Raw genomic sequence first — 13184 nt, forward strand, 5'->3', positions numbered from 1 at the left:
GCGGCGACATGAACGACCTCGGAGTCATCGATCGCTTCATGGAGACCTTTACCCGCTACATTGACAGTGGGTTCGGTCTGCTTTCGGGCGACGTCGCCTTTCTCACCACCATTCTGATCGGCATTGACATCACGCTCGCGGGCTTGGTCTGGGCGTTCGGCGGCGAGCCCAACATACTTGGCCGGCTTGTTCGCAAAGTGCTCTATGTCGGCGCCTTCGCCTTCGTCCTGAACAATTTCAAGAACCTGGCCGACATAATTTACCGCTCCTTTGCCGGTCTCGGCATCAACGCATCGGCCGGCAACCTGTCCGCCGACAGTCTCCTGCGGCCAGGCCGCATTGCCGCGGCCGGCTTCGAGGGCGCCTGGCCGCTCCTCAATCAAGCGAGCCAGCTAGTAGGCTTCCCCGAGATCTTCGGTAACGCGCTCACCATCTTCGTGCTGCTTCTGGCCTGGTTCCTGGTCCTCATCGCATTCTTCATTCTTTCCATCCAGCTCTTCATCACCATCCTCGAGTTCAAGCTCACCACGCTGGCCGGCTTCGTCCTGGTGCCCTTCGCGCTCTGGAACCGCTCGGCGTTTCTGGCCGAGCGCGTGCTCGGCAATGTGATTTCGTCGGGCATCAAGGTGATGGTGCTTGCCGTCATCGTCGGCATCGGCTCCACGCTCTTTGGCGAGTTCGCTTCCGCCCTGCAGGGCCAGGAGCCGGACCTGGCGGCGGCCATGTCTCAGGTGCTGGGTGCGCTGGCGCTGCTTGGGCTCGGCATTTTCGGCCCCGGGATTGCCTCGGGTCTCGTTTCCGGCGCGCCGCAGCTTGGCGCCGGCGCGGCACTTGGAACAACGGCGGCCGCAGCTGGATCAACGCTCGTTGCCGGAGGCGCTACGTTTGCCGGCGCGCGCATGGCAACAGGCGGCGGCCTCGCCGCAGTCCGTGCCGGCGCCGCCATGGGGTCCGCTGCCACCGTCGCTTGGCAAACGGGGCGCGCGACATCGCCCGAGTCCGGGCTGTCCGGGGTAGCTGCTGGGCTGCAGGGGGTGGCGAGTGCCGCTAGCGGCGCCGCGATGCGGGGAATGCGATCCGCAGCAGAACCATTCCGCCGTAGTGCCGACGCCGGTCGCGATGCCGGCTGGATGACCGGCGGCATGCCGACCAGCTCGATGAGCGGAAGCTCTCCAGTTGTAGCTCCCGCGGCCGCGCCTGCCTGGGCAAGGCGTCTGCGTTCCGAACAGACCGCACGCGCCCATCGCAATGCTGCCACGCAGGCGGTGCGCGATGGAGATCGGGGCGGAAGCGGCGCCAATCCCTCCCTCAATGACAAGGAAGACTAGATGCTCTTCAAGCGACCCGTTCAGCGTTATGGAAAGACGCCCGAACCCGTAACACCCTACCAGAAGGCCAGCCAACTCTGGGATGAGCGCATCGGCACGGCGCGCGTCCAGGCCAAGAACTGGCGCTTCATGGCCTTTGGCTGCCTGGCTCTGGCGACGGGGCTTTCCGGTGGGCTTCTGTGGCAGTCGATGCAGGGCCGCGTCGTGCCTTATGTCGTCGAGGTCGACCGCTTTGGCGAGGCGCACGCAGTCACGCCGGCAGTCCAAAACTACCAGCCCGACGACGCCCAGATCGCCTGGCATCTCAGCCGCTTCATCCAGAATGTTCGTTCGGTTTCCACCGATGCGGTTCTGGTGCGGCAGAATTGGCTGTCGGCCTACGACTTTGCCACCGACCGAGCGGCGCTCTTCCTCAACGAATATGCCAAGGCGAACGACCCTTTCGGCCAAATAGGCACGCGCAGCGTGTCAGTGCAGGTGACCAGCGTGGTCAGGGCTTCCGACAGCTCGTTCCAGGTCAAATGGACCGAGCAGGTGTTCGAGCGCGGCAGCCTCGCCAGCACGGCGCGCTGGATCGGGATCCTCACCATCCTCATCCGCCCGCCTAGGACAACCGAGCAGCTGCGCAAGAACCCGCTCGGCGTATTCATCAACGCCATCGACTGGTCGCGCGAGCTCGACAGCGCCGCCAACCCCCGTTTCCCCTAAGGAGCCCGCCAATGACAAATAGAGCCCCATTGCTTCGTGCTGCCTTGATCCTGTCGGCGTCTGCTGCGGTTCTTTCGGCCTGTGCCTCGAAGCCAGTGCCGCCGCCTCAGATTTCCTATGACCACGAGGACTTCAAACCAGCCGCGATCGAGAAGGCGCCGGAGAAGCCGGTCAAGGTCGTGGAAGTGCCGAAACCGTTACCGTTGCCTGGTCAGTTGATGCCCGCACCCGGCAAGCCCGCCCCAGATAAGCGCTCGCCGGAAGAACAGGTCGCCGATGCCAACAAGGCGGCGACGCAACAACCCACCAAGTTTGGCTATGTCAATGCGGTGCAGGTTTACCCCTTTGCCGACGGCGCGCTCTACCAGCTCTACGCCGCGCCGGAGCGCGTCACCGATATCTCATTGCAGCGGGGCGAGAAGCTGACCTCGGTCTCAGCCGGCGATACGGTCCGTTGGGTAATCGGTGACACCGTTAGTGGCTCAGGCGATGACCAGCGCACTCATGTGCTGGTGAAGCCATTCGCGCCGGGGCTTGCCACCAATCTGGTCATCACGACCGACAGGCGATCCTATCACCTGCAGCTTCAAAGCACTGAGAAAACTGCCATGGCGGCGCTCTCCTGGATTTACAGCGAAGACCAACTCGTGGCGCTTCGGCGGCGCAACGCTCAGGCAGAGGCTGAAATGCCCGCGGCCTCGAACGTAGCACTCGAAAACATCCGCTTCCGCTATTCGATCGCCGGCGACACGCCACCATGGAGACCGACGCGCGCCTTTGATGATGGCAGCAGGGTCTATATCGAATTCCCGCGCCGTATAGACCAAGGTGAGGCGCCGCCGCTCTTCATCGTCGGAGCCGACGGGGACAACCAGCTCGTCAACTATCGCATGCGCGGCAACTACTACATCGTCGATCGCCTCTTTGCTGCGGCCGAGCTAAGGCTGGGCACCAAACAGCAGCAGGTGGTGCGCATTACGAGAACCGACGGTCGGAAACCGCCGCGGCGGGTTTCGCTGTTTTCGCGTTTTGGCAGGTGAGGGGAGGCTCATGACCGATACTTCCCATCCGAATGCTCCGCCGAAGCTCAATCCCGAACAGCTGCAGCTGCGAGCCTCGCCCCGCCGAGCGGTGCGGTTCAGGCGCGGCATAATCGTCGCGATCGCTGCTGTTGGTTCCGGCGCTGTTTTTGGCGTCACGATGATGGCGCTGCGGGGACCCGCATTGCGCCTGAAACAGCAGGCCGAAGAGCTCTACAGCACGGACCGCAAGCCGACCGCCGAGGGACTTGAATCGCTGCCCAAGGACTATTCCGGGAGCAAGCCGAAGGCTCCGGTGCTTGGACCGCCGCTGCCCGGGGATCTCGGCCGTCCTATTCTCGAGCACCAGCGCCAGCTTGGCATCGCACCTGGGCAAGACGTTTCCGCCGAGGCGCAGCGGCTTGCACAACAAGCGATTGAGGCGCGCGAGTCGCAAGTCCTCTTCCGCATCGAAAACCGGCCCCAGCAGGCGGAAGCTTTTGGCAATGGGCAGGGCGGACGTTCCCCTTTCGAGACGGCGTCTCCGCAGCCAGATGCCGAAGGCCAGCGAGCTTCCGTCGCGCCGGCCGAGGGCGACCAGAACAATCAACAGCGCAAGCTCGATTTCATCGATCAACGGAACACCGGCGGGATCTACAACCCGCATGCACTGCAGACGCCGGCTTCGCCCTATCAGATCATGGCCGGTAGCGTGATCGCTGCAAGCCTGATCACCGGCATCAATTCCGATCTGCCCGGCCTTGTCGTCGCCCAGATCACCGAGAATGTGCACGACAGCGTCACCGGCAGCATCCTGCTCATCCCGCAGGGCTCACGGCTGATCGGCACCTACGACAGCGTTGTAGCCTTTGGGCAAAGGCGCGCTCTGTTGGTGTGGCAACGCATCGTTATGCCGAACGGCTCCTCTACCGAAATCGACAATCTGCCCGTGACCGACGCGGCCGGCTATGCCGGGCTTGAGGACAAGGTGGATTTCCATACTTGGCAGTTGATCAAGGGCGTCGCGGTGGCCACATTGCTGGGGGTTGGTACCGAGTTGAGCTTTGGGGAAAATGAAAGCGACTTGGTCAAGGCAATTCGTGAATCCACCCAGCAGAACGTCAGTCAAGCGGGCCAACGGATCACTGAAAAGAACCTGAACGTCCAACCCACGATCACCGTGCGCCCTGGTTGGCCGTTGCGCGTCATCGTGCACAAGGACCTCGTGTTGCGGCCATACACGGGGTGAACAGGAGGACTTCATGGCTAACCTGAAACTCGGAAAACTTCCGGACCGGACACCTTCGAAGATCACCATCACCGTTGGCGCCGACTTGAGCCAAGCACTCAACGACTATGCCGCACTTTACCGTGAGACCTATGGCGAGTCCGAAACGGTGGCGGAACTGATCCCCTTTATGCTGGTCGGGTTCCTGGAAGGCGACCGGGCGTTTGCCAAGGCCAGAAAGGAAGGTCTGCCGGGCGCCGGCGCGTCGGAGAAACCACGAAGGCAATCATCTTCCACACTGGACAACGGTTAGCGCTTGGTGTCGTTTTGGAGCACGCTAGGTTCTTGATGCTGACCGCGTTGCCGCCGGTCCGTACTCCACCAGTTCGAGTGCCTCCTCCTTTGTGCAGGAATTCGCCTGAGCGAGTTCGAGCGCCTCTTCAAGGAAGCGATGATTGCGCTCCTGTACATCGAGGTGCGCCGGCGTCGGAAAGCACGCGACAATCCGTTGCCACACGCGGTGTTGAAACGAGCCTGAAGGCATGTCTAATTCCCAGCGGTTACCCTGAGAAGACACTGAGTCTGAGGGAGATTCAAGTTTCAGGGGAACAACTAAGCCTGCTAGACAATAAGTGCATAAAAGCCGTGGCTTTTTCTTGCGGCCGGCCTCGTTCTCTTCGGACAAAAAATCGATCTTGTCACGATGCCGCCAGACCGGATGCTGAATGACAACTTCTCGCCAACAGTAATTGAATAGCGGACCGGACCGCTCCCGGCCCCGACAAGTTGTTGAGTTCTCGACCAGCGGTCATTCTCGATGGTACCGTGGCGAAAGGTCGATCGCACATTGTTGCGTGGAGCAATGATTTATATACGTTAGTATATGAAGGTTGTCGATATGTGAACCTATATAGCCTTAAATTGATATAGTGACGTATATTGACACCCGTCATATACGAGCCTATATCAGGCTAGCTCATACAGAAATCGTATACGCCATGAAGATCAGAACAGCTCGCGACATTGGAATCCTGATCAAGGAGGCCCGCACCCGGCGCGGCCTGTCACAGGCTGCCTTGGCCAAAATGATCACCACGACGCAGACGTGGGTGTCGTGGATCGAGAACGGCAAGCCCAGCGCCGAGATCGGCAACGTGCTGCTGGCGCTGACCACGCTTGGTGTGGAGATGGACTTTCAGATCCCGCCGGCGCCGACGTCGGCTGATCATCATCATAATGCCGATGAACGGCATGTCGACGATGACGACGACGAGATTCCCTACAAGCTCTAGATGACGATGATCATGATGAACCCGATCGACACCCTCGACGTCTATATCGCTGGCAGACCGGTTGGGGGGCTCCACCACCTGCAGGGCGGCAAGCTTTCGTTCTCCTATCACGAGGCATGGATGGAAGGCCCGGTGGCGATCCCGCTCTCCCTGTCCATGCCGACGATCACCAGGACCTACGAGGGCAAGGTCGTCGAGGCATTCCTCTGGGGCCTACTGCCGGATAATGAGCAGACCCTCGCCAGATGGGCGCAGAGGTTCCAGGTCTCCGCCCGAAACCCGTTTGCCCTGCTCAAGAATGTCGGCCGCGACTGCGCCGGCGCCGTCCAGTTCCTTTCGCGTGGCGACCAGATTTCCCGCGGCGAGAACGTGGAGTTGCTCACCGAGGCGCAGATCGGCGACCGCCTGCGCGATCTGCGCAAAGATGGTGCAGCGACCCGGCGAATCGGCGATCCTGGTCAGTTCAGTCTCGCTGGTGCGCAGGCAAAGACGGCGTTCCATTTCGATAAGGGCAGCAATCGCTGGGGGATCCCTCTAGGCGACACGCCCACGACACACATCTTCAAGCCGCCTTTGCCGCACTTGCACGGGCATACCGAGAACGAGCATTTCTGCCTGCAGCTTGCATCCAAGCTCGGCATGGACGCTGCACACAGCCAGGTTCTCGACTTCGCAGGCGAAAAGGCAATCGTTATCGAGCGCTACGACCGCCGCAACATCGACGGCAAGACCATCCGCATCCATCAGGAGGACATGTGCCAGGCCCTGTCGGTGATGCCGACGCTCAAGTACGAGAACCAGGGTGGGCCAGGTATCACGACGATCTCCAGAAAGGTGCTGTCGGCCTCCCTCGACCCCGTCCAAGACCGTCAGATCTTCATGGCCGCGAACGTCTTCAACTGGATCATCGCCGGCACGGACGCGCATGCAAAGAACTACTCGATGCTGCTCGGAGCCCAGGGCGAGGCCCGCCTAGCTCCGCTCTACGACATCTCCTCCATTCTGCCGCACCTCGGGGGAGAGATCCAATCTGAGATGCGCGACCTTAAACTGGCGATGAAGATCGACAGAGTCTATCCCATCGAGGAGATCATGCCGCGCCACTGGGGGCGCTGTGCGTCCTCAGCAAAGGTTGGCGGCGAGTACACGGTGCGGACGATCCGCCATCAGCTCGCGGTGATGCCCGATATGGCATCGGAGTGCGCCCAAGAGCTTCGCCAGGAGGGGATCATCCATGAGATCGTTGGTCGCCTCGTCGACGCGATCGCGACGCGCATCAAGGGCTTGTCCCGGATCTATGGAGAGGAAGGTTGTGGAGGTTAAAGTCGGGCGGGGATAGCGGATCCACGGACTAATGCCGGCGAAACGGACGGACCGCACACTGCCCACGGGATTCTCGCTCTAATAGCGCGCGGCCCCGGGCCGGGTAGATGGCCGGTTTCGGAACCGGCCATCGGCAGCTTGAATGACGGAAATGGGGTCGGCTGCAGAACGGCAGCTTCCTGCCGAACGCGGTCAACTTTCTCTCCGGAAAATCTGACAATGCGGGCCTACGATTTGGCGTCGAGTTGTGGCGTTTTTCGACGGTCAGTATGATTTCCGGCGGTTGGAGATTTGTATCGGCGTTTGATGAACGGCCTCTGTTGGTTTCAAAGTGGATGGTCGCGTTGGTGTGTGGACAGCAGGCTTGCGGCGTCCCTCGATTGAGATCACCCGCAGGTTTTTGCTCTTGAGTTCATCCAGATAATCGGCCCACCACTGCATCATCTCGACGCGCTCGTCCCAGTGCTCTGCCCGGGCGTAGGCGCGCCGAACGTCGTTGTTCTCAATGTGGGCCAGCTGCCGCTCTATCGCGTCCGGATGCCACTTGCCGCATTCGTTCAGCAGAGTTGATGCCGTTGCTCGAAAACCATGCGCGGTAGCTTCTTCCTTGCTGTAACCCATACGACGCAGTGCGGCGTTAAGGGTATTGTCGGAAATCGGACGCGAAGCCGATCGAACACTAGGAAACAGCAGCGATCCATCACCAGAGATTTCTCTCAGTGAAGTCAGGACGCTGATCGCTTGCTTTGATAGGGGTATGCGGTGCGGCCGTCGCATTTTCATGCGTGCTTCAGGGATCGTCCACACCGAGCTTTCAAAATCGAACTCTTCCCATTCAGCGGCGCGAAGCTCGCCTGGGCGGGGAAACAGCAGCGCTATCAGCTTCAGACCGGCTCGCGTTGTAGGCTGTCCGTCAAATGCATGGATCGCCCTCAGCAAACCGCCCAAGGCCTTCGGATCGGTAATCGCGGCGCGAGACGTTACCTTCGGACTGATGAGTGCGCCTCTGAGGGCGAAGGTCGGATCTGTCTCGGCGCGTGCGGTCGCGATCGCGTATCGAAACACGCTGCCGATGGTGGAGCGCAGTCGCCTGGCCGACTCATATCGACCGCGAACCTCCACGCGACGGAGGGCGGTAAGGATGCTGGCCGGCTCGATCTCCCGAATGCACTTGTCGCCGATTATCGGATAGGCAAAGTCGAGCAGCCATTTGACCTTGCTGATCGTCCGGTCGGCACGTCCCTCCTTCTTCAGCTTGTCAACATATTCGTCCGCGATTGAGCGAAAGGAGTCCTTTGCCGAATCGGCCTTCCGCAAGCTGCGTTCCTTTCCAGGGTCGACGCCAGCTAGCAGGAGCCTTTTAGCATCATCGCGCGCCTCCCGTGCCTCGGCGAGAGAGATAAGGGGATAGCTGCCCAGCGCGAGCAGTTTCTGCTTGCCGTCAAAGCGGTAGGCGAGCCGCCAGAGGCGAGAGCCCGTGGGCTGTACCCATAGCTGCAGCCCGCCCCCGTCAGACAATTTCGCGAGTTTGGAAGCAGGGCGGGCGTTTCGACATTTCACGTCGGATAGGGCCATTCGTCAGGTCTCCCTTGGCTGTTTCGATACCATCAGGATGTCGAATACCAACGGAAATACCATCCCCCCGCCTCGTTGGATCAAATGCGCCCGAAGCGCTCTCTGTCACGCCTAATTGCGCAATGCGACAGCAAAAGATCAATAATTCCAGTCGCTTGCAGAAGCTGCAGCGTAGACGGTTCGGCTAAACGGAGTGTCGGGAGAAGAGGGGATGGTGCCCAGAGGCGGATTCGAACCACCGACACGCGGATTTTCAGTCCGCTGCTCTACCAACTGAGCTATCTGGGCCTGTTCCGGCAAACGAAAACTCGTTGACCGGAATTCATCGAGGCGCCGTGGGCGCCCCTTGAAAGCGCGTGGGTTATAGCACGGGAATTCGGCCTGTCCAGCGCCTAGTGGGCGATTTCAGGCAGGAAAAGCGATGCCGTGCGGTGCCCCGGTTTCCATGCCGCTTGCAGGCCGGAATCGGGCACGGCATGGCACGATGCGGCCTTCGCCATCCCTGTCCGTGCCGCCATTGACGGCTGACATGCCGTGGCACTGCCTTTGGCCGGCGATCGAGGCGCACCAATGCATTTGCGGCTCAGACCCGCCACTGGTCGCCGCCTTCTATCTGACGCCGGTCACGCCGCGTCGAAAATCGGAGGGCGACATGCCGGCGAGCTTGCGGAACGACTTGTTGAAGGCGCTGAGCGAGCCGAAGCCCGAATCCATGGCGACGCGCAGCACATTGGCGTCCTGATGCATCAAAAGCGCCTGCGCATAGCTCAGCCGCAACAGGTTCACATACTCGTTGAGCGTCATGCCGGTGGATTTCTTGAACAGGCTCATGGCATATTTGGGATGGATGTCGGCGGCCGCCGCGATGTTCACGCAATCGATGTCGTAGAGGAAGTTTTCGGCGATGAAATCGCACATGCGTCCGACATTGCGCGACGATTGCTGGTCGAAGGGGCTGCCTGTTTCCTGGTCGGTCGGAGTTGCGAATACGAGTTGGTAAGGCTCGAACCGCACCCGCTCCAGCCGCAGCAGCAATTCGTTGACGGCATGTTCGGCCTTGGCCTGGTCGCCGGACCGGGCGTAGCGGTTCCAGCGCTCGAAATTATGGTTGTCGGACTGGTCGGTGGCTGATGTCACCAGTGTCGCGCCCGTCATCAGCCGGTGCCTTATATCGGTGGGCAGGTGCAGCCGGAAGAAATGCACCAGCGGCAGATGCGCCCCGGCATAGATGGCGTCGTCGGACAAATCGTCCATCTGGTGCGGCAGGCCACCCCAGAACAGGCACATCTCGCCGGCTGACAGCGAAATCTCGTAGTCGTTCATCCGGTAATGCACGCTGCCGCGCACGATGAAATTAACCTCGACCTGGGCGTGCCAATGCGGCTTGAGCATCACCAGCGGATTGGTGTGAAACATCTGCAGGAGCAGCGGCAGGCCTTCCACGCTGCTGGCCCCAGGCTGGTAGAACGGCCGTTCAGGCATCTTACTTTCCGCCAATTTCATATTCCCTTTGACGGCGACAGGCCTTGCCCACTGCATAGTCTAGCCACGCTCACAGTGAGAGAGCAAATGAAATGGGAGGATTTCAATGCGCATCACAATGACCTGCGCCGCGCTCGCGCTTGCCCTGGGCTCAGCCCCGGCCTTCGCGCAATCCGGCGAAATCACCGTCTGGAGCTGGAATGTCGCGGCTTCATCGCTGAAGGCGACCATTGCCGGCTTCAACAAGCAATTTCCCGACGTCAAGGTCACGGTCCAGGATCTCGGCAACCAGCCAACCTACGACAAGTCGATCGCCGGCTGCGCCGCCGGCGGCGTAGGCCTGCCCGACATCGTCACCGTCGAGAACGGTGAGGCCGAGAATTACTGGAGCCAGTTCCCCGACTGCTTCGTCGACCTGCATACGCTGGGCTACACAGCCGAAGACCAGAAAAAGTTCCCCGATTTCAAGCGCACCGAGCTGGAAGTGGGCGACAAGGCCTACGCAATGCCGTGGGATTCCGGCCCGGTGGCCGCCTTTTATCGCCGCGACTTCTACGAAAAGGCCGGCGTCGATCCGACTTCGATCAAGACCTGGGATGATTTCATCGCCGCCGGCAAGAAAATCCAGGCCGCCAACCCAGGCGTCTCGATGACCAATGCCGATTTCAACGGTGACTCGGAATTCTTCCGCATGATCTCCAACGAACAGGGCTGCGCCTATTTCTCCGAGGACGGACAATCGATCACGGTCAACCAGCCCAAATGCGTCGATGCCATGACCAAGGTCAAGGAGATGAAGGACGCCGGCATCATCTCGTCGGCCGACTGGGGCACCAAGATCACCAACAACACCGCCGGCACCGTCGCCACCCAGATCTATGGCGGCTGGTATGAGGGCACCATTCGCACCGAATCTGCCGGTGAAAACGGCAAATGGGGCGTCTATCTGATGCCGAGCCTCACCGCCGACGGGCCGCGCGCCGCCAATCTCGGCGGTTCCTCACTGGCTATCACCTCGGCGTCGAAGAACAAGGAGGCCGCCTACGCCTATCTGAAATACACGCTCGGAACCAATGAAGGCCAGATCACGATGCTGAAGGAGTTCGGCCTGGTGCCGTCCCTGATCTCGGCGCTTGACGATCCCTATGTCGCGCAAGGCCTGCCTTATTGGGGCGGCCAGGCGGTGTGGAAGGACATTCTCGGCACCTTGCCGAAGGTTGTTCCGAGCCGCGGCACGCAGTTCCAGAGCGACGCCGAAATCATCGTCCGCGCCGTGCAGACCAAGTATCTGGCCGGCGGCTACCCCGACGCCAAGACGGCACTCGACGATGCCGCAAGCCAGATCGCGGCGGCAACCGGACTGCCCGTCAAGTCATAACCTCCCAAGCCGGGTCCGGGACAGGCGTTTGCGCCGCCCGGACCTGGTCGCGGCCTGTGGGGTTCTCCCACGGGACCTGTATTTGCTGGCAAACCGGCTCCGCTGCTGCGAGGGCCATGGCCGAAGCGGCAACGAAATGAAGGAGGAGGAAGATGCGCAATCGCAACGCCACGGCCTATCGCTTCCTCACGCCCTATCTGCTGATCTTCGCGATCTTCTGGGTATGGCCGATCATCAGCTCCTTCATGATTTCCTTCCAGGCGACGCGTACCGTGCCGTGGCGGTTCGCGCCCGGCTTCAACTGGGGCCGGTTGATCGGCGATCCGGCCTTCTTCAACGCCCTGAAGAACACGCTGCTCATCCTTGTCATCCAGGTGCCGGTGATGATCTCGCTGGCGCTCGTCATGGCGGTGCTTTTGAACTCGCCGCTCTTGAAGGCGCGCGGCCTCTACCGCTTTGCCTTCTTCGCCCCGGTGGTGGTCGGCGAGGTTGCCTATTCGGCGGTGTTCCGGCTGATGTTCAACCTCGATTTCGGCATCATCAACAAGCTCCTGAACAGCATCGGCCTGCCCAAGATCGACTGGTTTTCCAACGTCACGCCGGCGATGGCGCTGATCATGATCGCGGTGACCTGGCGCTGGGCCGGTTACAACGCCATCATCCTGCTCGCCGGCATGCAGTCCATTCCCGAAGATGTCTACGAGGCGGCGACGCTCGACCGCGTCAGCAAGCTCAAGCAGTTCTTCTACATCACCCTGCCGCTGCTGAAGCCGGTCATCGTGTTCTGCCTCGTGCTGTCGATCATCGGCACCATGCAGCTGTTCACCGAACCGTTCCTGATCACCGAGCGCGGCGGGCCTGGCGGCGGCACGGAGACGCTTGGCCTGCTGCTTTACCGCCAGGGTTTTCGGTCGCTCAATTTCGGCTACGCGTCGGCCGTTGCCTACACCATGGCCGGCCTGGCGATCGCCATCACGCTGGCGCAGCTGTGGCTGACGAGGGAACCGAAATGAGTTCGCGCTCCGCAGCCAGACTGGGACGCAGCATCGCTCTGCATTTGTTCCTGACGCCGCTGGCGCTGATCTGGCTGTTTCCGTTGTGGATGATGGTCGTGTTCTCGACCATGCCGGACAACGGCATCTTCAGCCCCGGCATCGAGCTGTTGCCGCACGGCAATTTCATCGACAATTTCAACAATCTGCAGCGTGACACCAACTTCGTCGGCGCCATCGGCATCTCGGTATCGGTGGCGGTGACTTACACATTCCTGTCGGTGCTGCTGACGTCGATGGCCGGTTGGGCTCTGGCCCGCTACCAGTTTTTCGGCAAGGGCGCGGTTGTCGCCATCATCCTCGGCACCATAACGCTGCCCTATGCGGTCGTGCTGATCCCGCAATTCATCATGGTGGCGCGCGACTTCAAGCTCGCCAATACCTGGGTGGCGCTGATCGTCCCGCCGCTGTTCAATTCGCTCGGCGTGCTGTTCATGCGGCAGAGTTTTTCGATGATGCCGGACGATCTCTTCGATGCGGCGCGCGTCGAGGGCGTCAAGGAATGGCGCATCTTCCTCTTCGTCGCGCTGCCTTTGGCGCGGCCGATGCTGGCCGCACTCGCCATCATCCTGTTCCTCGCCTCCTGGAACAATTATCTGTGGCCGCTTTTGATCAACAGCCAGCCGGGTTCGATGACAGCACCCGTAGCGCTCGGCACGCTGATCGGCCTCACCAAGGTGTCATGGGGCGGCATCATGGCGGGTGCGGTGATGCTGACGGTGCCGATGCTCGTCGTCTTCGTGCTGCTGCAGCGCCATTTCATCGCCGGCATCGCCGCCGGCGCGGTCAAGTAAGGGGC

The 13184-nt window shown here is 61.1% G+C and carries 11 protein-coding genes, 1 tRNA gene and 1 pseudogene; 10 read left to right on the forward strand and 3 right to left on the reverse strand.

Translation table 11 applies throughout. The annotated features are described in order from the left end of the window. Window positions 1-8: 8 nt before the first annotated feature. The 7 genes and pseudogenes from trbL (at window position 9) to NKJ00_RS27070 (ending at window position 6898) form a co-directional block, all read left to right on the forward strand. Complete coding sequence (gene trbL, locus NKJ00_RS27040; RefSeq protein WP_023809281.1) at window positions 9-1328, forward strand: P-type conjugative transfer protein TrbL; 1320 nt, start codon at window positions 9-11, stop codon at window positions 1326-1328. Further along, window positions 1329-2058: pseudogene (gene trbF / locus NKJ00_RS27045) on the forward strand (conjugal transfer protein TrbF). Then, a complete protein-coding gene (trbG, locus tag NKJ00_RS27050) occupies window positions 2048-3076 on the forward strand; it encodes a P-type conjugative transfer protein TrbG (RefSeq protein WP_023776469.1) in 1029 nt (342 codons plus the stop codon). The pseudogene trbF and the gene trbG overlap by 11 nt, the downstream one beginning before the upstream one ends. A 10-nt stretch (window positions 3077-3086) precedes the next feature. Beyond that, window positions 3087-4304, forward strand: coding sequence for a TraB/TrbI/VirB10 family type IV secretion system protein (locus NKJ00_RS27055; RefSeq protein WP_023776470.1), 1218 nt, complete (start codon window positions 3087-3089; stop codon window positions 4302-4304). A 13-nt stretch (window positions 4305-4317) separates the two neighbouring features. Further along, a complete protein-coding gene (locus NKJ00_RS27060; RefSeq protein WP_023689356.1) occupies window positions 4318-4596 on the forward strand; it encodes a DUF2274 domain-containing protein in 279 nt (92 codons plus the stop codon). A gap of 685 nt (window positions 4597-5281) precedes the next feature. Continuing rightward, window positions 5282-5575 (forward strand): helix-turn-helix domain-containing protein, encoded by a 294-nt coding sequence (locus NKJ00_RS27065; RefSeq protein WP_023689355.1) that lies wholly within the window; start codon window positions 5282-5284, stop codon window positions 5573-5575. Continuing rightward, window positions 5576-6898 carry a type II toxin-antitoxin system HipA family toxin gene (locus tag NKJ00_RS27070; protein ID WP_352631977.1) on the forward strand — a complete coding sequence of 441 codons (1323 nt, stop codon included), beginning with the start codon at window positions 5576-5578 and terminating at the stop codon, window positions 6896-6898. Between the two features lie 264 nt (window positions 6899-7162). Here the strand turns inward: NKJ00_RS27070 and NKJ00_RS27075 are convergent, their stop codons facing one another. The 3 genes from NKJ00_RS27075 to NKJ00_RS27085 form a co-directional block, all read right to left on the reverse strand. After that, window positions 7163-8473 carry a tyrosine-type recombinase/integrase gene (locus NKJ00_RS27075; RefSeq protein ID WP_023729047.1) on the reverse strand — a complete coding sequence of 437 codons (1311 nt, stop codon included), beginning with the start codon at window positions 8471-8473 and terminating at the stop codon, window positions 7163-7165. Between the two features lie 212 nt (window positions 8474-8685). After that, window positions 8686-8761, reverse strand: a tRNA-Phe gene (locus tag NKJ00_RS27080). Window positions 8762-9082: 321 nt separating this feature from the next. Beyond that, entirely contained in the window at window positions 9083-9976 is an 894-nt protein-coding gene (locus NKJ00_RS27085; RefSeq protein ID WP_352611464.1) for a helix-turn-helix domain-containing protein, read from the reverse strand. A gap of 85 nt (window positions 9977-10061) precedes the next feature. On the opposite strand from NKJ00_RS27085, the gene NKJ00_RS27090 reads away from it, so the two are divergent. From NKJ00_RS27090 to NKJ00_RS27100, 3 genes are all read left to right on the forward strand, one after another. Then, entirely contained in the window at window positions 10062-11333 is a 1272-nt protein-coding gene (locus NKJ00_RS27090) for an extracellular solute-binding protein (RefSeq protein WP_352611465.1), read from the forward strand. A 152-nt stretch (window positions 11334-11485) separates the two neighbouring features. After that, on the forward strand, window positions 11486-12346 hold the full coding sequence (locus NKJ00_RS27095) for a carbohydrate ABC transporter permease (RefSeq protein WP_023809272.1): 861 nt from the start codon (window positions 11486-11488) through the stop codon (window positions 12344-12346). Continuing rightward, on the forward strand, window positions 12343-13179 hold the full coding sequence (locus tag NKJ00_RS27100) for a carbohydrate ABC transporter permease (RefSeq protein WP_023809271.1): 837 nt from the start codon (window positions 12343-12345) through the stop codon (window positions 13177-13179). Before NKJ00_RS27095 ends, NKJ00_RS27100 begins: the two co-directional genes overlap by 4 nt. Window positions 13180-13184: the final 5 nt, after the last annotated feature.

The sequence above is a fragment of the Mesorhizobium sp. M0227 genome, from assembly GCF_040321855.1.
Taxonomy (GTDB): Bacteria; Pseudomonadota; Alphaproteobacteria; order Rhizobiales; family Rhizobiaceae; genus Mesorhizobium.

What these genes read in the sequence shown, in the direction of transcription:
- trbL (WP_023809281.1), top strand. Translation starts at nt 9, where the DNA reads ATGAACGACCTCGGAGTCATCGATCGCTTCATGGAGACCTTTACCCGC.
- trbG (WP_023776469.1), top strand. Translation starts at nt 2,048, where the DNA reads ATGACAAATAGAGCCCCATTGCTTCGTGCTGCCTTGATCCTGTCGGCG.
- NKJ00_RS27055 (WP_023776470.1), top strand. Translation starts at nt 3,087, where the DNA reads ATGACCGATACTTCCCATCCGAATGCTCCGCCGAAGCTCAATCCCGAA.
- NKJ00_RS27060 (WP_023689356.1), top strand. Translation starts at nt 4,318, where the DNA reads ATGGCTAACCTGAAACTCGGAAAACTTCCGGACCGGACACCTTCGAAG.
- NKJ00_RS27065 (WP_023689355.1), top strand. Translation starts at nt 5,282, where the DNA reads ATGAAGATCAGAACAGCTCGCGACATTGGAATCCTGATCAAGGAGGCC.
- NKJ00_RS27070 (WP_352631977.1), top strand. Translation starts at nt 5,576, where the DNA reads ATGACGATGATCATGATGAACCCGATCGACACCCTCGACGTCTATATC.
- NKJ00_RS27075 (WP_023729047.1), bottom strand. Translation starts at nt 8,473, where the DNA reads ATGGCCCTATCCGACGTGAAATGTCGAAACGCCCGCCCTGCTTCCAAA.
- NKJ00_RS27085 (WP_352611464.1), bottom strand. Translation starts at nt 9,976, where the DNA reads ATGAAATTGGCGGAAAGTAAGATGCCTGAACGGCCGTTCTACCAGCCT.
- NKJ00_RS27090 (WP_352611465.1), top strand. Translation starts at nt 10,062, where the DNA reads ATGCGCATCACAATGACCTGCGCCGCGCTCGCGCTTGCCCTGGGCTCA.
- NKJ00_RS27095 (WP_023809272.1), top strand. Translation starts at nt 11,486, where the DNA reads ATGCGCAATCGCAACGCCACGGCCTATCGCTTCCTCACGCCCTATCTG.
- NKJ00_RS27100 (WP_023809271.1), top strand. Translation starts at nt 12,343, where the DNA reads ATGAGTTCGCGCTCCGCAGCCAGACTGGGACGCAGCATCGCTCTGCAT.